This is a genomic window from Rhizobium sp. YTUHZ044 (genome assembly GCF_051123975.1).
Taxonomy (GTDB): Bacteria; Pseudomonadota; Alphaproteobacteria; order Rhizobiales; family Rhizobiaceae; genus Rhizobium.
Genome location: NZ_CP101426.1, coordinates 705,697 through 722,100, shown reverse-complemented (window position 1 = coordinate 722,100; position 16,404 = coordinate 705,697). Strand labels below are relative to the sequence as shown.

The window sequence follows — 16,404 nt, the reverse complement described above, 5'->3', positions numbered from 1 at the left end:
CGAGGCATCGCGTGTTTGACTGCCATCACACCCGAAGATCGTGTACTGTGACCAGAAGTCGTAGTCGAGGGATCATCGGACATGGATGAGGAGGGCCTGGCTGAGATCTCAGCCCGGTATGTTCACTTCGCCGATACGGAAGCCCACGGCCGTTCGCCGCTCTACGAGGCGTTGGCTCGTGCGGTTGCTGGAGACCGGGAGACACTCGGCTTCCTATCGACCCTCCCGGACACCAAAAGGCAACCGAACCTTCTGCTTGCGGCGGTGCGTCACCTGTTCGGCACGCCGAAGGGCTGGACCGAGTTTCGTCAGGTGCTCCTGGCCCACCCCGATGCAGTCCGTTCGCTGATGCTCGAGCGGTCGACACAAACCAACGAACCAGGAAGGTGCGCCTCGCTGCTCCCCGTCCTGGCGCGATTGCCGCAGCCGCTGGCGCTCCTCGAGGTCGGAACCTCCGCCGGGCTCTGCCTCATGCCCGACCTCTATGGCTACGACTACGGCCGCAAGGCGATCCGCCCACCCTCGATGGCCTCGGAGCCGCCTGTCTTGCGTTGCTCCGTCAGCGAGACGACCCCGTTGCCGACGGCCGCGCCACACGTCGTCTGGCGAGCGGGGCTGGACCTCAGCCCAATCGATGCTTCGGATGCTGCGCAAGTCGCATGGCTTGAGACACTGGTCTGGCCGGAGCAGACGGAACGGCTTGCCAACCTGCAGGCGGCCGTCAAGATCGCCGCTTCGGTCAAGCCACGGATCGTGAAGGGCGACTTGCGCGGGAGCGAATTCGCCCGGCTCTGCAGCGAAGCCCCAAAGGACGCCACCCTTGTCGTCTTTCACACGGCGGTGCTCGACTATATCTCCGACCCCGCAGATAGGGAGGCTTTCGCCCAACAGGCGATGCGGCTCGCTCCGTATTGGGTATCGAACGAGTTCCCCCGCGCATTCCCGTTCATCGCCACGCGCGCAGGAACAAGCTGGCCACCCGGGCGCTTCCTTCTGTCTGTGAACCGCACTCCTGTCGCCTGGACCGACCCACATGGAGCTTCGCTCGCATGGATCGCGGATGAGGCCTAGGGGACCTCCGGCCTCGTCATTCCAGGCCTTGAGCCTGGAATCCATGGCCAAGGCCGATGATGCCGGCGTGGGTCCTCGGGTCAAGCCCGAGGACGACGGAGGGCGGGTGGACCGGTATCCGCGTATGCGCGCGCTCAAGAAGCGCGCGCTTTTTTCTCCCATCTCAGCGGAAACCGCCGCTCGCGAACAGCCGTTCGCCGGTCAGCCAGCGGGCGTCGTCGGAGGCGAGGAAGACGGCGATGTCGGCGATGTCGTCCGGCTGGCCGATGCGGCCGAGCGGCGTCTGGGCGGCGATGGTCTGTTCGAGCTCAGAGCCGATGACGCCGGCCGTGTGCGTTCCCTCGGTCTCGACCATGCCGGGCAGAATGGCGTTGACGCGGATCTTGCGCGGGGCGAGCTCCTTGGCGAGCACGCTGTTGATGCCCTCGACGGCGCCCTTGGTGCCGGTGTAGACGGCCGAGTTCGGGAGACCCAGGCTGGTGACCACCGAGGAGATGTTGATGACGCTGCCGCCCTCGCCGAGATGCCTGGCCGCCGCCTGGGTGGTCAGGAGAACGCCGAGAACATTGACGTCGAACATGCGGCGGTAGTGTTCCTCGGTCACCTCGCCGATCGGGGCGAATTCATAGACGCCGGAATTGTTGACCAGCACGTCGAGCTTGCCGAATTCCTTGACTGCGGCATCGACCACGCCCTGCGCCTGTTCGGCCTTGGAAACGTCGCCCTGCACCGCGATGGCCTTGCCGCCGGCCGCGTCGATCGCCTCGACCACGGCGTCGGCTCCGGCCTTGCTCGAGGCGTAATTCACCACCACTTGTGCACCTTCGGCCGCCATCGCCTTGGCAATCGCGGCGCCGATGCCCTTGGAGGCTCCCGTGACCACTGCGACCTTCCCTGTGAGCTTAGCCATCTCTCGTTCCTTCTGATCCGGAAGGCCGCCGGAATTGACGGCCTTGTTCCGTAGTTCAGAAATTCGGAACTGTTGATCTCGGTTTCAAGGGGCACTATATAAAATTCATGCGACCGCTCTTTCACCCAGCTCTCGAGGATATCAAGCCCGATGCGATCCTCTATGCGCTGTCGGATCCGGAGCGCGTGGCGATCTTCGCCAAGCTCGCAGGCACCGCCTGCGGCGGCACCTGTTCGGCGCTTGCGGATCTCGGCGACCGCATCATTCCAAAATCGTCGCTGTCGAACCATTTCAAGGTGCTGCGCGAATCCGGCCTGATCCGCAGCGAACGCCAGGGGGTGGAGATGCGCAACCAGACCCGCTGCGCCGAGCTCGACGAGCGCTTCCCCGGGCTGGTCAGGGCGATCCTGACGGCTTACGGACAGCTTCCCGAGCAAATGAAGACGGGTTGACGGCTCTTGGAGCGATAGCAGCTGCCGTTGGTGGCTCGCCTGGGTCCTCGGGTCAAGCCCGAAGGACGACGGAGAGTGTGAGGTGCCCTGCGGTAACAGGGTGAGGTTCGGCAAACCCGATGCAATCACACTTTCTGATCTCGCTGCCAGACTTCGTCATTCACGCTACCCGATGCCTATCCGCTGCGCCGACGGCGCGTTTGGCGAGAACGCCCACCCCACTCTCCGTCATCCCAGGGCTTGACCCCGGGATCCATACTCGACTTGCCGACGCATGTCGGGAAACCAGTTAGTTATAAGGTCTTGGCAGAAACTTATAACTGGAGATCACGGCCAAAAGGAGTTATAAGGCTTTGGCAGATACTTATAACGCGCATGTGAGCGAGCGAGGACTGCACTCAAGCGGGGAACGCCGCTTTGACCCGTGTGGATGGTCGCTGCACTCGAAAAGGACGAGCCGCCAATGATGAAAGAGATCGACATCAGCTATAGGACAATGTTCGCGGAACTGGCGCAGCGGACGTTGGACGGGCAGTTTCTGTCGGACTTTCCATTGGAAGGTTGGTTTGTGACCGTCACCGTGAAAGGGCGCGACTACTGGTATTTCGATCTCCCGACTCCCGAAGGCAAGGACAAGCGAAGCTATGTCGGTCCGCAGAGCGATGACGCGATCACGGCGCGGGTGATGGCCCACAAGGAGATCAAGGATAACGTCCGGGAGCGACGGCGGATGGTCAGCACGCTCCGTCGTGCCGGCCTTCCGGGTCCCGATAATTTTGCGGGCGACATCACCAAAGCCCTCGCGGATGCGGGCTTATTCCGTCTGCGTGCAGTCCTGATCGGGTCGGTGGCATTCAGCACCTATGCAGGCATGCTCGGCGTTCGCCTGCCCTCATCCGCCATGCAGACCGGCGACGCGGACTTCGCGCAGGACTTTGCTATTTCTGCGGGTGTCCAGGACAGCCTGCCTCCGGTTCTTGAGGTCCTCCAGTCGGTCGATCCCGAATTCAGGGCAGTTCCCCATGAGGCAGACAAGGCTAGGGTCGTCGCCTTTCAGAACGCCAAGGGCTATCGGGTGGAATTCCTGACGGGAAACCGCGGATCGGATGACTATACCGGCAAACCCTCCCCCATGCCTGCCCTCGGCGGCGCGTCGGCGGAAAACCTGCGCTTCCTGGACTACCTGATCTACGAGCCCGTCCGCACGGTTCTCCTCTTCCGCGAGGGCGTGAACGTCCTCGTTCCCGCGCCCGAGCGATATGCAGTCCATAAGCTCATCGTGTCGTCCAGAAGGTTCACCGACACTCTGGGACGCGTAAAGGCCGACAAAGACCTCACGCAAGCGTCACTGCTTTTCCAAGCCCTCGTCGAGACACGCCATGAGTCCGAGCTGACAGATGCTTGGGCGGAAGCCTGGGATCGAGGGGATTCATGGAAAGACGGCATTTGCCACGGTCTCCTGAGGCTTCCTCATAAGGGTGTCGAAGCGCTCGGCAAGGCTCTTGGATCGGAGATGCCCGATCTGGAGACGTTGAGAGCCAAAACTCGGCAGAAGTGATGTCGCATGATGCTCGAGCCGCCCGACGATGGACCGCCCTTCCTCCCGACCACGTTATTGTAGCGCCTTATCCAAAATCACGTTTGTCAGCACGAAAGAATAGAAGTCATCGGCTTCCGGCTCGAAGCTTGGGCCGGCCATATCCAGACAAAAGACACCGCCTCCGCTCGATGGCCAGAGGCAATAGCGCCAGGAAGCTCCACAGTCCGCAATTGAAACCGCATCGGCGGGAATGGAATCGCCTTTTGGGCGCGCTCCATAAACCTTGCTATAGCTGGAAGATTGATAAAGCTGAAACGAGGGGTGTCGTTCAACGAAGGATGCGGGCTCGGGCTCGTAGATGTAGAACCCTTTCGTCGTTGAGCCGACGCCGATGACGCGGATGAACTCTAGATATTGCTGAGAAATGGCGGGATAGCGAGCGACGATGCCCGACAGCTTCTCGTTTGAGAGCGGCTCAAGTGAGGAAAGTTCCTTGCTTTGGTCAACTTCGAGCAGTTGTGAGATTTTGTCGATCATAATGCGTCGGGTCCCTCGATTCTGCCGACACTTTGACGCCTTCTGTCCTGCTGCCGTCAAGGTCCGCTGGACCTCGCAGGCTTGAAGTCGTCGAGCGGCTTTCATTTGTAGCGACCGGCTATGACATGCCGGCGCCGCAACGACCCGACGAGGCACGGCAGCAGAAGGCTCGCGCCGGTGCCCGTCTACCGCCCCTCGCCTTACCAATCCGTAAGTTGCCGCCGGGCCGCCCTCTCGGCTAGATCTGGCCGCACCAGGCATGCCGGAGCGGCCGATGCGAATCCTGCTGATCGAGGACGATATCAAGACGTCCGATTATATCGCCAAGGGCTTGTCCGAGGCCGGGCACGTCTGTGACGTCATCAGCGACGGCCGCGACGGGCTGTTTCAGGCGCAGCGCGAGACCTATGACGTCATCGTCGTCGATCGCATGCTGCCGGGCCTCGACGGGCTGGCGATCGTCCGTTCGCTGAGGGCTGCCAGGGTCGGCGCACCGGCGCTGTTCCTGACCTCGATCGGCGGCGTCGACGATCGCGTCGAAGGGCTGGAGGCGGGCAGCGACGATTATCTCACCAAACCTTTCGCCTTCTCCGAGCTTCTGGCGCGCATCCATGCGCTCGGTCGGCGTCCGCCGGTGCAGGAGCAGCGGACGGTCTTGAAGGTTGCCGATCTCGAGCTCGATCTGATCCGCCGCGAGGCCCGCCGCGCCGGCCAGCTGATCGAGCTGCAGCCGCGCGAGTTCACCCTGCTCGAGGTGCTGATGCGCGGCGAAGGCCGGGTGATCACCAGGACGATGCTGCTCGAGCGGGTCTGGGATTTCCACTTCGATCCGAAGACCAGCGTCGTCGAGACCCATATCAGCCGCCTCAGGGCCAAGGTCGACAAGCCGTTCCAGGCCCAGCTTCTGCACACGATCCGCAACACCGGATACAGCCTGCATGCGCCTCGAACAGGATGATTTCAGGCCCATCGGCCTGAAAATCTCAAATCCTGTTCGCAAGTTAAAGAGTAAGAGCATGATGTCGTCCGAAAACCGCGCACACTTTTCGGCATCATGCTCTAGCCTGCGAAGAAGCACGCCGTTCCGCCTGGCCGTTACCTTCGGCGTCCTCTTCGTCGTCGCCTTCATCTTCAGCGGCGCGATCATCTATCACATGCTGCGCGTCGGCCTTGACCGAGACGTCGACCAGTCGCTCACCGAGATGAATTCGCTCATCGCCTCGACCTATGAGCCCGGCGACACCCAGGATCTGATCAACACGCTGAACAATTATGCGAGTTTCCAGTCCACCTCTGACGGGCTCTATTCGCTGACCGATGCCGGCGGGCGCAAGCTCGCCGGCAATTTTGCGGCGCCCCGCATCCCGGACGGCGTCTATACCGTCACCTCGGGCGATGTCGGGCTGAAGGGGCGTGAGCGCTACCGGATGCGGGTGTCGACCATCGGCCCCTACAATCTGGTGGTGGCGGAAAACTTCAACGATGTCGACGAGATGCTGCGGATCGTTCTGGTAAGCTTCGAATGGGCTGCGGCAATCGTCGTGGCGACGGCGATCGGCGGCGGCGTCTTTCTGGCCGTTCGCGCCCAGGCGAGATTGGACGGGGTCGCCAACACCATGAACGACGTTTCTCACGGCGCCCTCGACGCTCGCGTCCCGATCACCGGCCACGGCGACGATCTCGATACGGTGGCGATCCAGATCAACGCGGCACTGGAGCGGCTGCAGAGACTGGTCGAGAGCATGCGGCAGGTGAGCGCCGATATCGCCCACGATCTGAAAACACCGCTCAACAGGCTGCGCCTAACGCTGGATGCCGCCGTGGCTGGAATCAACCGGCAAGCGGATGTTTCGGCTCTGCTTGACGAAGCGAGAAACGAGAGCGACCGGATCGACGCCACCTTCGAGGCGCTGCTGCGCATTTCCCAGATCGAGGCCGGCGCCCGCAAGGAGCGCTTCCAGGCGACCGATATCGACGCCGTGCTGAGCGTCATCTCCGAGGTCTATGTCGATGTCGCCGAAGATGCGGGGCAGTCGTTCCGGATCGCCGAGCGCGCGCCCGCCGTCATCGGGGGCGACCGCGATCTCTTGACGCAGATGATCGCCAACCTGGTGGAGAACGCGATCAACCACTGCCCGCCCGGAACCGGCATCACGCTGTCGCTTCGCCGCCAGGGCGGCCGCGCCATTCTCTCGGTCGCCGACACCGGCCCCGGCATCCCCGCCGAGGAAAGGGACAAGGTCTTCCGCCGCCTCTACCGCATCGACAAGAGCCGCACGACGCCGGGAAGCGGCCTCGGCCTCAGCCTCGTCAGGGCAATCGCCGAGCTGCATTCGGCCGAGATCGCACTGGCGGACAATCATCCCGGCCTTCGCGTTTCGATCGCCTTCCCGCTGATGCCGGAGAAATCCTGAGCCGCCATGCCGCGAGCCGGGCGAAACGGGCGGCAAAACGGCGGATCTCGGCAGCAGCGCGAAAAGACAGCACGCTCCACGGCCGGCGGCGGCCGAGCCGGTAGGCCGAAAGCCCCGCCTGGATCTGCGAGCAGGGATCGGCCCTTTGGCTCACCGGCAGCGGATCGACGAAGCAAGCGCGCAGCCCCTCATCGAACTCCAGGTCGAAGGCGAGATCATAGGGCAGCCGCATCGGCAGCAGCGCCCCGGCAATCCAGCCCGCCGCCTTGCGGTTGACCAGATAGGCGCCCGATCCCTTCTCGCGGGTCAGCGCGATGGCGAGCGAGCGCGAGCCGGTCAGCGGCTCGACCCGGTGCTTGCGACCGGAATTGACCGTCGACAGCCGCAGAATGTCCCAGTGCGCCTGGTGGCGAAGCGCGGCCTCGAGCAGTTCGGCAAAATCGTCGTCTAAGTCGAGATCGTCTTCCAGAATAAGCGCGAATTCCGCCTCACTGGCGAGGAAGCGTCTGGCGCATTCGACGTGGCTGAGATAGCAGCCGATCTCGAAAGGGTTCGGCCGGCGGCCATGCCGACGGAGATAGGATGCTTCATCAAAGTCGGGATGCGGCAGGCTCAGCCCCGCCCCGTCGACCGCCGCCACGCGCTCATAGGCAAGGCCGAAGCCTGCCAGCAGCCGTTCCATCCGAAACCGCCGCAACGGCGCGCGGTCGAGATTGATGAGGTAGGTATTCACCTGCAGGCTGACGGGATGAAGAGCCGGCATAAGGGCGGCAGGTGTGGCGCGCATGTTCATGAGATTTGGCCTCGACTTGGCAATGACGACGCCAAGCCTGCGCTGCAAACCTCACCGGGACTTCGCCCGGACCATACATTTTCGTAAGCTGCGCCATCGCCAGCCGAGGAATGCATCCTTACGGATCGGTATTGTCCCGGCAAAGAGCCGGTAAGAATGCCGCGCTACATCCTCGCGTGCTGCACGCAATGGGTCACTTCCCTTCCCGCGATCATGACGACACCCATCAGGCCTTCGATGACGACGGCGACCCATTGCGTGCCGCGCCTCGCGTCCAAAATACTCCGCCAGCTCGGGAACAACAGGCTTCGCCGATCGTAAGGTTTGTGGGCCGTGCGGAGGTGCTTTAACACAGCCATGCACTTCGATACTCTGTGCGGCCCACTCCAGTCGAAGCCAGGGCGCTCCCGTATGTTTGGAAGCGCCCACGCCATTGCCCAGTCCCGATCGGCATCGCGATGGGAGCGACAGCCCGGAGGCACGTCCGGCGAGAGCACCCGCCGCAACCTCCCTCATCCCAGGCCTTGAGCCTGGGATCCATGCCCGGATTTGGAGATCAGCCTGGATCCTCGGGTCAAGCCCGAGGATGACGGAGAATGGTGAGCTCTGCCGCAATACAGCGCGCGTAGCGAAAGAACCGCATCACCCCTTCGCCCTGCGCAGCGCAATCAACCCCCGGCGAAGCCACAGCAATTGCTGCGGCGGCATCTGGCGCAGGTGTTCGTAATCCATCACCGCGACGTTATAGACGGTGCTGCGCACCTGCGGCCCGTCCTCGCAGCGCAGAAGCACGGCCTGCAGTTCCATCATGCGGTTGCTGGCCTTGCGGGCGCGGTCGGCGAGGCTTTCGGTCACCTCGCCTTCGTGGCCCTTGACGGCGAAGAGCGATTGGGCCCTGGGGCTCGGGGCGGGAATGCCCGTCGTCTTGTGGTAGCGGGCCATGACCTCGGCATAGTCGTCGCCGGCCTGGCGCTGCTCGTCGGTGATCAGCCCGTCGAGGAACATGCGGCCGAGGGTATAACCGGCATAGGGGCTTCTCACGGTCTCGTCGGCTACCGTCCTGCCGAAGCCGTGGATGCGCCGGCGCGCCGCCATCGCCACGCTGATATTCTCCTTCTCGGTTTCGAACGGCTTGATCTTGCCGCAGGGGAAACGCTCGACATTGGCCTTGCGCGGCCGGCCGGCGCCCTTGTTTGCCCGCTGTATCTTCACCTTGGTGGCCTTGCCGCCCATCGGGATCTCCTTCCTATTGAATGATGCCGTTTCGAAGTGCGGCGGCGACCAGGGCAGTCTCCTTGAACACGCCGAGCTTCGCCTTGGCGTTGGCAATGTGGGTGTTGACGGTGATCGGCGAGATGCCGAGGATCGCGCCGATCTCGGCAGCGGTCTTGCCTTGCGCCATCCAGCCGATGATCTCTCGCTCGCGCGGGGTCACGGCCCTCATGGCGCCGGTCCGTCGATCGTCGGCACGCGCGGCATCGTCACCTCGGCGCCCGACAGCGTCACCCGCCGCACCCGGTCTGGATGGCGGATCGGCGCGGGTGCCGCGCTGGTGGCCGCCAGCTGCTTGCGCGCATCCTGCCTGGACGGGAACCGGTCGCGGTTGCGATGCGCCATGTTGATGACGGTGTTCTTCTTCGAGCCGAAGAGTTCGGCGATTTGACGTGCCGAGAACCCCTCCTGCCAGAGCTTCTGCGCCTTGACGATCTTGTCTTCCGTCCAGAACAGATCTCTCATCCCACTGCCTCCTGTGCGTCTCGTGCGGCCCTTGCGATGACCGGGTTGTCGGGAAACATCTCAGCCAGCGCCCGCTTGGCGCTGCGGCTGCCCTTTGCCGCCTGCCTCAGCAGGGCCATCTTTTCGGCCGCGACCTTCGGCTGCGGCTGTTCGGGCTCAGCTTTAACGCGCGGGCGGCTTTGCGCCGTCATCACCGCCTGCTGCTGGCGGGCGATTTCGGCGAAGCTCGCCGAGCTCGGGGCGAAGGCGCGGTTATGGTCCCTGACCTGGCCCGACAGGAACAGCCTGGCGGCGCGCCAGACCGCCTCTGCCGGAATGCCGTCGATGGCGACGAGGTAGGCGCGGAGCTGCATGTCGGGATCAATGCCGGCGGAGGCCGGAAATCCCGAAAGCATCCCCGCTATGATCTTGACCGGAGAGGAAATCTCTTGCGGCATCGACCGTTGTCCTTCTGCCCACGCTTGCATTGATCGGCCCGGCTTGCCTCGCCTTCTCATTGAAATACCAGTCGGATTTGATCGCCCGCCAACCGCGCAGGATCTGCATCTCGGCGGCCTCGACCGGGTTGCCGGTCTTGAGGTACTCCTTGAGCTGGATCCTCGCCGCATAGACCGTGAGCGGCTTCTTCAGGCTGCGGGCGCGATGCTCGATGATCGCCGCCGCCAGCTCCTGCCCCAGCACAGGGCTGAGGATTTCCATGATGTCCTTGCTCATCTCCTGCCTTTCCATGCGATTGCCTTCCCGCTCGCGGCGTGTCGCCGTCGTCAAGCGCGCAGCTTCAGCCGTCCTCGGGCGAAGTTGACCAGGGCGCCCGGCCTTACGGCGCGGCCGGGAAAACGCCGGACCGCGCGGCCGGCATGATCCTGTTGGGCGGTGTCGCCCTTCTCGGCGCTGCGAAGCCGGTGGATCTCGTTTTCCACCGAGGGCACCGACACCCCGAGGATGGCTGATATTTCGATATAATCCCGGCCGGAGCGGAAGAGCTCGAGGGCGTTCATGTCAGTGCCTTGATGCGCCGGGGCGGTGCTCATCACTTGATCCTCATTTTCATTTCGATCCGCAGCCGGCCCTTCCCGCCAAGCGGGCGCCGGCCAGATCGTTCATTTTCAAACTGGTGAAAGAGGCTGGCGTCGCCGAGGGAGCGCGACGACGCCAGCTGCCGATAGCCTTCAGGGAGGAGTGAGGCTGTCGGAATTGGTGATTGGCCGAGAACGGGGCAAGACCGGCGTCTGCCGCATCTCTTCCGGCTCCGTCTGCCGGCCGCAATTCTCGCAATGGCGCTCGATCACCTCGGCGATCGACAGCGCCCTGCCGCAGTGCGGGCAGCCGGTGTAGCGGGCATTGGCGGAACCCGAAAGCCGGGGCCGGCCGTTGATGATATCGGTGCTTGTCATGACAATAAGGGTATATAAAATACCTCGCACGTCAAGCGATTTAGGGCATTACATGTACCTTTTTTTAGGGTATAATTTATATCATGTTGAAAGATCAGGAACAATTCGAGCGCGAAGAACGCGCAAGGCGTCTGGTCATGGCCAGGAAGAACGCGGGCTTTGCCGGGCCGAAGGCGATCGTCGATCGTTTGGGCTGGAACGCCAATGTCTACAAGGCGCACGAGTCGGGCCGGAACGGCTTCGGCATCGCCGACGCGAAGAAATACGCCAAGGCGTTCAAGGTCAATCTCAACTGGCTGCAGTTCGGAACCGGCGACGCGCTCGATCCGGAGGAACGGCCGGTCTCGGTCGCCGACGTGCCAAAGATCTCCTGGGTCAGCGCCGGGCAGCTGACCGAGCAGGCGCCGATCACCGACTTCTCGGAATTCCCGACGGTCGCCGCGCTCGACCTGCCCGACGGCGACTGGATCGCGCTCGAGGTCGAGGGCAATTCGATGAACAAGATCTCGCCGCCGGGCTCGATCATTTTCGTCAACCGCCGTGACAAGCGCCTGGCGCCGAACGCCCTCTATGTCGTCGCCGACGAGACCGGGGCCGCGACCTACAAGCGCTACCGTCCCAACGACAATCCGCCCTTCCAGCCCGCTTCCTACGAGGACGTGCCGCCGCCGGAATTCCAGGGCGCCGTCACCATCGTCGGCCGCGTCCGCCGATCGGTGATCGAAATGTGAGAGTCCAAGCCCTTCAAAAAGATGAACTAATTCCGTGAGATAACTCTCTCTGTTCCCGCAAAGCGCCAACCTCTTCCCAGTTAGATTCAGGATGATCCGCCGCCCTCACCAGCCGGAAGAATTTGGTTCTCTTGCTTTGCTGATCATCGCTTTCAGCGCCGGCGACCCTGCTTTGAGGTGAACCTCTGAATGCCGAAACCGGCTCTGCCCCTCGCTTCCATCGCCATGCGCATAATGCGTGCAGCGATCCTTGCGGGAACGACATGCCTGCAAACACGCGCTTCGAGCGCAGGCGCCAAATCTGAAAGCCGCGCCGCAGAGCAGAGCGGATCAGCGTCGCCGCCCGCGCGCCTGCGATATCCCGATCTCTCTCACTTCCTCTCTCTTCCATCTCTTTCCAGTTCCTGAAGGCTGGTGAGGGAGGGTTCCGGCCAAAGCTTCCCCCTACCCCATGAGCAAAGCCCATGAAGCCGGGAGAGCATTGGCCATGTCCTGAAGGCCGGAGCCGGGATGGGACACGTGCCAGAGGGGCCATTCGCTTCACCCTCGTCCTGATTTTCTGACAGCGCACTTAAGGACTTTCGCTTCCCGCGCCGCTGGGCTTCGTCAGCTCGGGAGTTGCACCCGGTCGCCCAATCACTTGGCTGAGACATACGCCTACGATTCGTACCCCGTCAAGCATTGAGGTATTTTTTATACCTTTCCATGTTGACGATATAGGGTATTCTATATACCTTCTTCAGCGCGCCAATTAGCCGGCGCGAGAGAGGGCAGAGCGATGCAGCATATCCGCGGGATCGAGACCGAGCAGAGCCGGCGGGACGCCCGCTGGAATGGTGCGCGAAGGCTCGACGACTGCGATGCCTATATGGCCAACGAGGCCCAGCGCATGGGCGCCCTCGGCTTTGCCTATCTCGGCCGCCCGGAACATTCGGTCCGCGGCCCGTCATGGCTGCGCGGCGCCACGGCAAGCGTCGAAGCGCATTACCGCTACGCCCGCGAAATCATGGGCATCACCGATGGCGATCAGCTTTATGCCTGAGGGAGAAACGGGGATGTCCGCCGATTGCGTCATTAAAGCCTTTTCCGGCTGCGCCTGCCCGCCGGGTCAGTGCGCCGAGAAGCCCATCATCCCGGCGCCGGTCACCTTCGTCTCGTGGCGGATTCAAGCGTTCACCTGCATCGCCTTCGGCTTCCTGGCCGCGATCCTCTTGGCCGCCTGGATGGAGCCGCAACTCAAGCATCGCGATCTCGATCACCAGGAGCAGGTGTCATGGAAGTAAGCGAATGGTTTTCGACGCGCCACCGGTCAGGAGCTGAACTTGATGTCGCTCGCCCTGGCCGCGGTAATGAACGCCCGCCGCACCTGCTCGGGCTCGGCAACGTCATTGAAGACATCGAGCACCAGCAGCTCGGCAGCCTTGGCCGCCGGCGTCTGCTCGGGCCAATCGTTGAGCAAGGTATTGCCGGCCTGGACGACGTTATAAACGGTCCTGGTCTTGCCATTGATGGTGATCTTCACCGGCTTGAAGCTTCGTCGCCTGCTCATGATGCAGCCCCCACGCGGAACACGCAATTCAACGAACGAGGTTCGGACTCGTTCCGGTTGAAGTGACTATGTCACATCTCGCTGCCGTCAGGCGAATCAACTTGCCTGCAGCCAGACCTGCGAGAGCCGGCAAACCTGGCGACCCGTTTTTCGGTCGACCGCCTGACGTACAGGGACGCCATGCTTGGGGTTTAGCAAACGGCCACCGAATACCAAGAAATTATGAGCCTGAGTTGTGGATAGTTTGCTTCCCTGCAGAATAAAATGCAATCGTACGAATATTCCCTCTATTTATAGCCGCGATAATAGCACTCACGATAGTATTAATCATTGCAATAAATATTGATTTGTGTATAATAATTCCACAGCACCTAGACGCCAATACCTAGGAAACACCCCCTCTCTTGATCCCCGCTTTTTGCGGGGCTTTCTTTATCTCAGCCGTAGTTTGAGAAGCAGGTGGGCTTTTTGTTGTTTTTGGCATGCAAGTCAGGACTTCCGGCAGCAGGCAGCGAGCGCGCTCCTGCCAATTCCCGACCGTGCCGGCGCGTCCCAAGCACCAGCAACAGCGGTTTTTCGACACGATTTGCCAATGGCAGCACATCAACCATTGCGTCTAAGCGTTGCTCGGTAGATGCCGTTACCAGGATAGCATGCTCAAACTATGCAAAATCACCTGCAGCCCCAGAGCAGCCTGGGTAACGCCGAGCACCACTGCCAAAACCTGTAGGGAAGTTCCGATCCATCTGAGGATAGTCTCTGCGAAAATCATTGCCATCCAGTCCAGCGCCAAGATCAGTGCTACGATGGCCGCCACTGTGAGCCCTTCCGTTCGGCGCCCCCCGGCCAACGTGGCGAAGACGATGACAGCGGCTATACCATAAGGCGTCACGATCGTTGGAAACGCCAGCGGTGTGAGAGCCAGCCGCAGATCCGTCTGGCCCAATTCTGTTGGTCGTACCGGGAGGTCAGGAGTCGGCTGCAAGACGGTTCGCAAGGCCACGATGAACAGGATGATGCCACCAGTCATCGCCAGCACCGGCAATGAGATATCCAGATTTTCAAGCATGGTGCGTCCGAGCAGCCCGGCGATCGCCAGTGCCGCCGCCGAGAACAGGATCGCCCTGGCGGCTATTCGTCGCCGAAAGGTGGGCTCATGGCCGCCGACCAGCGCCTTGAACGGCATCAGTATCTTGATCGGACCGAGCATCAAGAAAAGCATGAGGAATATTTTGCGCGCACCGAACTCCACCGCTGGCACATCCGGTCCGAGCGGCGATTGCGCAAAGGATGATGCGGGAAGACAAGCCACCCAAACCATGGCCAGAACAGAAGCCAGGAGGTTCCACCGACCGGCACGACGCAACCAGAGGCCTGCATCTGCAACTTTCCCCCGCAGCCAAGTCATCGTCGGCCCGTCTCCAACCACGAAAGCGCTGGTGCTCGTTGCCCGATGTCGAATAGCCGAACCTCGGGATGTACGAAATAGCGGGCGACGGCGGGGATGATCCTAAGGAACCTGCTTCTGGTTACGACCGCAAGCCGTTCGATCTGTCGATGGTGGCCAGAGACAAATTTCAGATGAGCAGCCACGGCCTCGAAGCTCTTCCACCCGGGAAATGATTCAATGATGATCATCAGCCCGTTGAGTTTTCCATTTGCGTCGAGACAAAGCTCGACCTCTGTCGCGATCCTCTCGAAGTCCGCCTGCTCGAGAGGACCTTGCGGTGTAATGATCAGGATGTTTTTGTCACGCACGGGCTCAACGAGAATCATCTTCGCTCTTGTCCTCAATGCCACTCGATCGCCCCCTCCGCCGGCGGGGAGCAGTCAGACGGTGATGCCGGCCTGTGCGCCGAATGGCGGCTTGCCCCGTGGAAGGCCCCCGGTTCGCACTTTGCGCGATCGCCGATGGTCCCGCCGCAACTGAAAGGCCAAATCGGTTCAGTCGCTGTCATAACCAGCCGCCCGAGAACCCGGCCCGTCTTAGCCCCACAACCAAAGGCGCGCATCGACGCATGATGTTCCATAGCAATCCGGTTCGGTAGTTTTCGATCATCAGAACCACAGGCCCCTGGTCGATCCCGAAATGGTAGGGGCTGACCCAAGATCCGCCGTCGCCGTTCTCCAAAGTATAGGTCTGGTTGAAGGACGGTTTGAAACCGTAGAGCCGCGTCATGCCGAGATTCATGCGTGCGAAGTTTCGGACGGTCGGGATCACGATCTCCGGCGCAAATGGCAATGAAGCAATGACGACCCATGGGCATACGGTTCCATCGTCCGGCCCAAAGGGTGCACCGCGGGCGATGTAGTCGAAGAATTCCCTGTCGATACCGTCGACATTTCGCTTGATCCAACCGGGACCGTCGCTCGCCGTGAAGCCCCAGCAGTGGGCGCCATAGCCTTCAAAGTTCAAAGGGTTGCGGATTGCGTATTCCTGCTGGACAAAAGTCGCATGCCGGCTGTTCTGAAAGTAGTCGCTGTCATGTTCGCGCATGAACTCGTCACGGATGCTGCGGAAGTCGATCCACATATGCGAAAGCTGGTGGGTAAACAGCGGTCCCGAATAGAGCAACTCGCGACCGTAGATATTCCGCCATTCATAGCTCTCGGTGTAGGCGGCATAGAATTCCGGCGGCAACGGATGCGTGGGGGAGCCGAGGCCGAGGATATAGAGGAGCAATCCTTCGTCATAGCCGCGCCAGCGATAGGGAATGAAGCCGCTTTCCGGTCGCCAGCCATGGGTCAGCGTCGCGCCGTGGTCGCAGGCCCAGTTCCAGTCCGCCCGCTCGTAGAGCGCCGCCGCGAGCCGTCTGACCTTCACCTCGTCCTCCGTGTCGCCGTCAAAGTAGGCGGCAACGGTCAGAGCACCGGCAAACAGAAAAGCCGAGTCGATGGTCGACAATTCACACTGCCAGACCCGCCGCCCCGTCTCGATGTCGAGGAAATGGTAGAAGAAGCCCTTGTACCCCGAGGCGTCCGGTTCCGGTCCCTGATGGCAACGCAGCAGGAATTCCAGCCGCCGTCGGGCAATCTTGGCGGCAAACTCCCTGATGACGACGCCGCGCTCCACCACGACCGGAATGGTCGCAAGCGCCATGCCGATGGCGGCGATGCTCGCCGGAGCACCCGCCTGGGTCTTGTCGCGCACCAATCCGTTGTCCGGGTTCGTACATTGGAGATAGTAGAGCAAGGTGGTGAACTGAAGGCGACCGAGATCTTCATCGGTTGGCATCCGGTTCAGTTCGGGATCGGTCGACAAGAGTTCCGACATGG

At 62.0% G+C, this 16,404-nt stretch carries 23 protein-coding genes; 8 read left to right on the top strand and 15 right to left on the bottom strand.

Annotation, left to right across the window (positions count from 1 at the left end; all coding sequences use genetic code 11):
* Window positions 1-81 precede the first annotated feature (81 nt).
* Window positions 82-1,071: a DUF2332 domain-containing protein gene (locus tag NL154_RS03450; protein ID WP_221122575.1), complete on the top strand. Its 990-nt coding sequence runs from the start codon at window positions 82-84 to the stop codon at window positions 1,069-1,071.
* A gap of 163 nt (window positions 1,072-1,234) precedes the next feature.
* On the opposite strand, the gene NL154_RS03445 is transcribed toward NL154_RS03450, so the two are convergent.
* Complete coding sequence (locus NL154_RS03445; protein WP_221124269.1) at window positions 1,235-1,981, bottom strand: glucose 1-dehydrogenase; 747 nt, start codon at window positions 1,979-1,981, stop codon at window positions 1,235-1,237.
* 107 nt (window positions 1,982-2,088) lie between these two features.
* Between NL154_RS03445 and NL154_RS03440 the strand changes: the two genes are divergently transcribed.
* Together NL154_RS03440 and NL154_RS03435 are read left to right on the top strand one after the other, a co-directional pair.
* Window positions 2,089-2,433: an ArsR/SmtB family transcription factor gene (locus tag NL154_RS03440; protein WP_210628841.1), complete on the top strand. Its 345-nt coding sequence runs from the start codon at window positions 2,089-2,091 to the stop codon at window positions 2,431-2,433.
* 463 nt (window positions 2,434-2,896) lie between these two features.
* Window positions 2,897-3,991 (top strand): nucleotidyltransferase family protein, encoded by a 1,095-nt coding sequence (locus NL154_RS03435; protein ID WP_434733575.1) that lies wholly within the window; start codon window positions 2,897-2,899, stop codon window positions 3,989-3,991.
* 54 nt (window positions 3,992-4,045) lie between these two features.
* Here NL154_RS03435 and NL154_RS03430 read toward each other — a convergent pair whose 3' ends face one another.
* Complete coding sequence (locus tag NL154_RS03430; RefSeq protein ID WP_210628843.1) at window positions 4,046-4,510, bottom strand: hypothetical protein; 465 nt, start codon at window positions 4,508-4,510, stop codon at window positions 4,046-4,048.
* Between the two features lie 274 nt (window positions 4,511-4,784).
* Between NL154_RS03430 and NL154_RS03425 the strand changes: the two genes are divergently transcribed.
* Together NL154_RS03425 and NL154_RS03420 are read left to right on the top strand one after the other, a co-directional pair.
* Window positions 4,785-5,468 (top strand): winged helix-turn-helix domain-containing protein, encoded by a 684-nt coding sequence (locus tag NL154_RS03425; protein ID WP_434733574.1) that lies wholly within the window; start codon window positions 4,785-4,787, stop codon window positions 5,466-5,468.
* A gap of 58 nt (window positions 5,469-5,526) precedes the next feature.
* Window positions 5,527-6,924, top strand: coding sequence for an ATP-binding protein (locus NL154_RS03420; protein WP_434733573.1), 1,398 nt, complete (start codon window positions 5,527-5,529; stop codon window positions 6,922-6,924).
* Here the strand turns inward: NL154_RS03420 and NL154_RS03415 are convergent.
* The 8 genes from NL154_RS03415 to NL154_RS03380 all read right to left on the bottom strand — a co-directional run bounded on the left by NL154_RS03415 (window position 6,821) and on the right by NL154_RS03380 (window position 10,848).
* Window positions 6,821-7,717: a glycosyltransferase family 25 protein gene (locus NL154_RS03415; RefSeq protein WP_210628846.1), complete on the bottom strand. Its 897-nt coding sequence runs from the start codon at window positions 7,715-7,717 to the stop codon at window positions 6,821-6,823. The two genes, NL154_RS03420 and NL154_RS03415, sit on opposite strands and share 104 nt — an antisense overlap.
* Before the next feature lie 642 nt (window positions 7,718-8,359).
* The gene (locus tag NL154_RS03410) at window positions 8,360-8,950 is read right to left on the bottom strand and encodes a hypothetical protein (RefSeq protein ID WP_184458467.1); all 591 of its coding nucleotides are present in this window, start codon (window positions 8,948-8,950) and stop codon (window positions 8,360-8,362) included.
* Between the two features lie 13 nt (window positions 8,951-8,963).
* The gene (locus NL154_RS03405) at window positions 8,964-9,161 is read right to left on the bottom strand and encodes a response regulator transcription factor (RefSeq protein ID WP_221146760.1); all 198 of its coding nucleotides are present in this window, start codon (window positions 9,159-9,161) and stop codon (window positions 8,964-8,966) included.
* Complete coding sequence (locus NL154_RS03400; RefSeq protein ID WP_210628850.1) at window positions 9,158-9,454, bottom strand: GcrA family cell cycle regulator; 297 nt, start codon at window positions 9,452-9,454, stop codon at window positions 9,158-9,160. The genes NL154_RS03405 and NL154_RS03400 overlap by 4 nt, the downstream gene beginning before the upstream one ends.
* Window positions 9,451-9,849 carry a hypothetical protein gene (locus NL154_RS03395; protein ID WP_210631682.1) on the bottom strand — a complete coding sequence of 133 codons (399 nt, stop codon included), beginning with the start codon at window positions 9,847-9,849 and terminating at the stop codon, window positions 9,451-9,453. Before NL154_RS03395 ends, NL154_RS03400 begins: the two co-directional genes overlap by 4 nt.
* A complete protein-coding gene (locus tag NL154_RS03390) occupies window positions 9,815-10,183 on the bottom strand; it encodes a hypothetical protein (protein WP_210631681.1) in 369 nt (122 codons plus the stop codon). The genes NL154_RS03395 and NL154_RS03390 overlap by 35 nt, the downstream gene beginning before the upstream one ends.
* A gap of 35 nt (window positions 10,184-10,218) precedes the next feature.
* The gene (locus NL154_RS03385) at window positions 10,219-10,485 is read right to left on the bottom strand and encodes a sigma-70 family RNA polymerase sigma factor (RefSeq protein ID WP_210628851.1); all 267 of its coding nucleotides are present in this window, start codon (window positions 10,483-10,485) and stop codon (window positions 10,219-10,221) included.
* A gap of 138 nt (window positions 10,486-10,623) precedes the next feature.
* Window positions 10,624-10,848 carry a hypothetical protein gene (locus tag NL154_RS03380; protein ID WP_210628852.1) on the bottom strand — a complete coding sequence of 75 codons (225 nt, stop codon included), beginning with the start codon at window positions 10,846-10,848 and terminating at the stop codon, window positions 10,624-10,626.
* 83 nt (window positions 10,849-10,931) lie between these two features.
* On the opposite strand from NL154_RS03380, the gene NL154_RS03375 reads away from it, so the two are divergent.
* Entirely contained in the window at window positions 10,932-11,579 is a 648-nt protein-coding gene (locus tag NL154_RS03375) for a S24 family peptidase (protein WP_210628853.1), read from the top strand.
* Between the two features lie 13 nt (window positions 11,580-11,592).
* Here NL154_RS03375 and NL154_RS03370 read toward each other — a convergent pair whose 3' ends face one another.
* Window positions 11,593-11,970, bottom strand: a complete 378-nt coding sequence (locus NL154_RS03370) for a hypothetical protein (protein ID WP_434733572.1) — start codon at window positions 11,968-11,970, stop codon at window positions 11,593-11,595.
* Between the two features lie 387 nt (window positions 11,971-12,357).
* Here NL154_RS03370 and NL154_RS03365 point away from each other — a divergent pair, with 387 nt between their 5' ends.
* Both NL154_RS03365 and NL154_RS03360 read left to right on the top strand, forming a co-directional pair.
* Window positions 12,358-12,621 carry a hypothetical protein gene (locus tag NL154_RS03365; RefSeq protein ID WP_210628854.1) on the top strand — a complete coding sequence of 88 codons (264 nt, stop codon included), beginning with the start codon at window positions 12,358-12,360 and terminating at the stop codon, window positions 12,619-12,621.
* A 13-nt stretch (window positions 12,622-12,634) separates the two neighbouring features.
* Window positions 12,635-12,862 (top strand): hypothetical protein, encoded by a 228-nt coding sequence (locus tag NL154_RS03360; RefSeq protein WP_221146758.1) that lies wholly within the window; start codon window positions 12,635-12,637, stop codon window positions 12,860-12,862.
* A gap of 26 nt (window positions 12,863-12,888) precedes the next feature.
* On the opposite strand, the gene NL154_RS03355 is transcribed toward NL154_RS03360, so the two are convergent.
* From NL154_RS03355 to NL154_RS03340, 4 genes are all read right to left on the bottom strand, one after another.
* The gene (locus tag NL154_RS03355; protein ID WP_210628855.1) at window positions 12,889-13,128 is read right to left on the bottom strand and encodes a DUF982 domain-containing protein; all 240 of its coding nucleotides are present in this window, start codon (window positions 13,126-13,128) and stop codon (window positions 12,889-12,891) included.
* A 640-nt stretch (window positions 13,129-13,768) separates the two neighbouring features.
* The gene (locus NL154_RS03350; RefSeq protein WP_210628856.1) at window positions 13,769-14,536 is read right to left on the bottom strand and encodes a MarC family protein; all 768 of its coding nucleotides are present in this window, start codon (window positions 14,534-14,536) and stop codon (window positions 13,769-13,771) included.
* Window positions 14,533-14,904, bottom strand: coding sequence for an STAS/SEC14 domain-containing protein (locus NL154_RS03345; RefSeq protein WP_210628857.1), 372 nt, complete (start codon window positions 14,902-14,904; stop codon window positions 14,533-14,535). Before NL154_RS03345 ends, NL154_RS03350 begins: the two co-directional genes overlap by 4 nt.
* A 178-nt stretch (window positions 14,905-15,082) precedes the next feature.
* Window positions 15,083-16,402, bottom strand: coding sequence for a glucoamylase family protein (locus NL154_RS03340; RefSeq protein ID WP_434733571.1), 1,320 nt, complete (start codon window positions 16,400-16,402; stop codon window positions 15,083-15,085).
* Window positions 16,403-16,404 lie beyond the last annotated feature (2 nt).

Coding starts and splice junctions, on each gene's coding strand:
- NL154_RS03345 (WP_210628857.1), bottom strand. CDS start 14,904: ATGATTCTCGTTGAGCCCGTGCGTGACAAAAACATCCTGATCATTACA.
- NL154_RS03350 (WP_210628856.1), bottom strand. CDS start 14,536: ATGACTTGGCTGCGGGGGAAAGTTGCAGATGCAGGCCTCTGGTTGCGT.
- NL154_RS03360 (WP_221146758.1), top strand. CDS start 12,635: ATGTCCGCCGATTGCGTCATTAAAGCCTTTTCCGGCTGCGCCTGCCCG.
- NL154_RS03425 (WP_434733574.1), top strand. CDS start 4,785: ATGCGAATCCTGCTGATCGAGGACGATATCAAGACGTCCGATTATATC.
- NL154_RS03410 (WP_184458467.1), bottom strand. CDS start 8,950: ATGGGCGGCAAGGCCACCAAGGTGAAGATACAGCGGGCAAACAAGGGC.
- NL154_RS03340 (WP_434733571.1), bottom strand. CDS start 16,402: ATGTCGGAACTCTTGTCGACCGATCCCGAACTGAACCGGATGCCAACC.
- NL154_RS03365 (WP_210628854.1), top strand. CDS start 12,358: ATGCAGCATATCCGCGGGATCGAGACCGAGCAGAGCCGGCGGGACGCC.
- NL154_RS03430 (WP_210628843.1), bottom strand. CDS start 4,510: ATGATCGACAAAATCTCACAACTGCTCGAAGTTGACCAAAGCAAGGAA.
- NL154_RS03400 (WP_210628850.1), bottom strand. CDS start 9,454: ATGAGAGATCTGTTCTGGACGGAAGACAAGATCGTCAAGGCGCAGAAG.
- NL154_RS03395 (WP_210631682.1), bottom strand. CDS start 9,849: ATGCTTTCGGGATTTCCGGCCTCCGCCGGCATTGATCCCGACATGCAG.
- NL154_RS03420 (WP_434733573.1), top strand. CDS start 5,527: ATGATGTCGTCCGAAAACCGCGCACACTTTTCGGCATCATGCTCTAGC.
- NL154_RS03370 (WP_434733572.1), bottom strand. CDS start 11,970: ATGGAAGAGAGAGGAAGTGAGAGAGATCGGGATATCGCAGGCGCGCGG.
- NL154_RS03435 (WP_434733575.1), top strand. CDS start 2,897: ATGATGAAAGAGATCGACATCAGCTATAGGACAATGTTCGCGGAACTG.
- NL154_RS03445 (WP_221124269.1), bottom strand. CDS start 1,981: ATGGCTAAGCTCACAGGGAAGGTCGCAGTGGTCACGGGAGCCTCCAAG.
- NL154_RS03440 (WP_210628841.1), top strand. CDS start 2,089: ATGCGACCGCTCTTTCACCCAGCTCTCGAGGATATCAAGCCCGATGCG.
- NL154_RS03375 (WP_210628853.1), top strand. CDS start 10,932: ATGTTGAAAGATCAGGAACAATTCGAGCGCGAAGAACGCGCAAGGCGT.
- NL154_RS03380 (WP_210628852.1), bottom strand. CDS start 10,848: ATGACAAGCACCGATATCATCAACGGCCGGCCCCGGCTTTCGGGTTCC.
- NL154_RS03415 (WP_210628846.1), bottom strand. CDS start 7,717: ATGAACATGCGCGCCACACCTGCCGCCCTTATGCCGGCTCTTCATCCC.
- NL154_RS03405 (WP_221146760.1), bottom strand. CDS start 9,161: ATGAGGGCCGTGACCCCGCGCGAGCGAGAGATCATCGGCTGGATGGCG.
- NL154_RS03390 (WP_210631681.1), bottom strand. CDS start 10,183: ATGGAAAGGCAGGAGATGAGCAAGGACATCATGGAAATCCTCAGCCCT.
- NL154_RS03355 (WP_210628855.1), bottom strand. CDS start 13,128: ATGAGCAGGCGACGAAGCTTCAAGCCGGTGAAGATCACCATCAATGGC.
- NL154_RS03385 (WP_210628851.1), bottom strand. CDS start 10,485: ATGAGCACCGCCCCGGCGCATCAAGGCACTGACATGAACGCCCTCGAG.
- NL154_RS03450 (WP_221122575.1), top strand. CDS start 82: ATGGATGAGGAGGGCCTGGCTGAGATCTCAGCCCGGTATGTTCACTTC.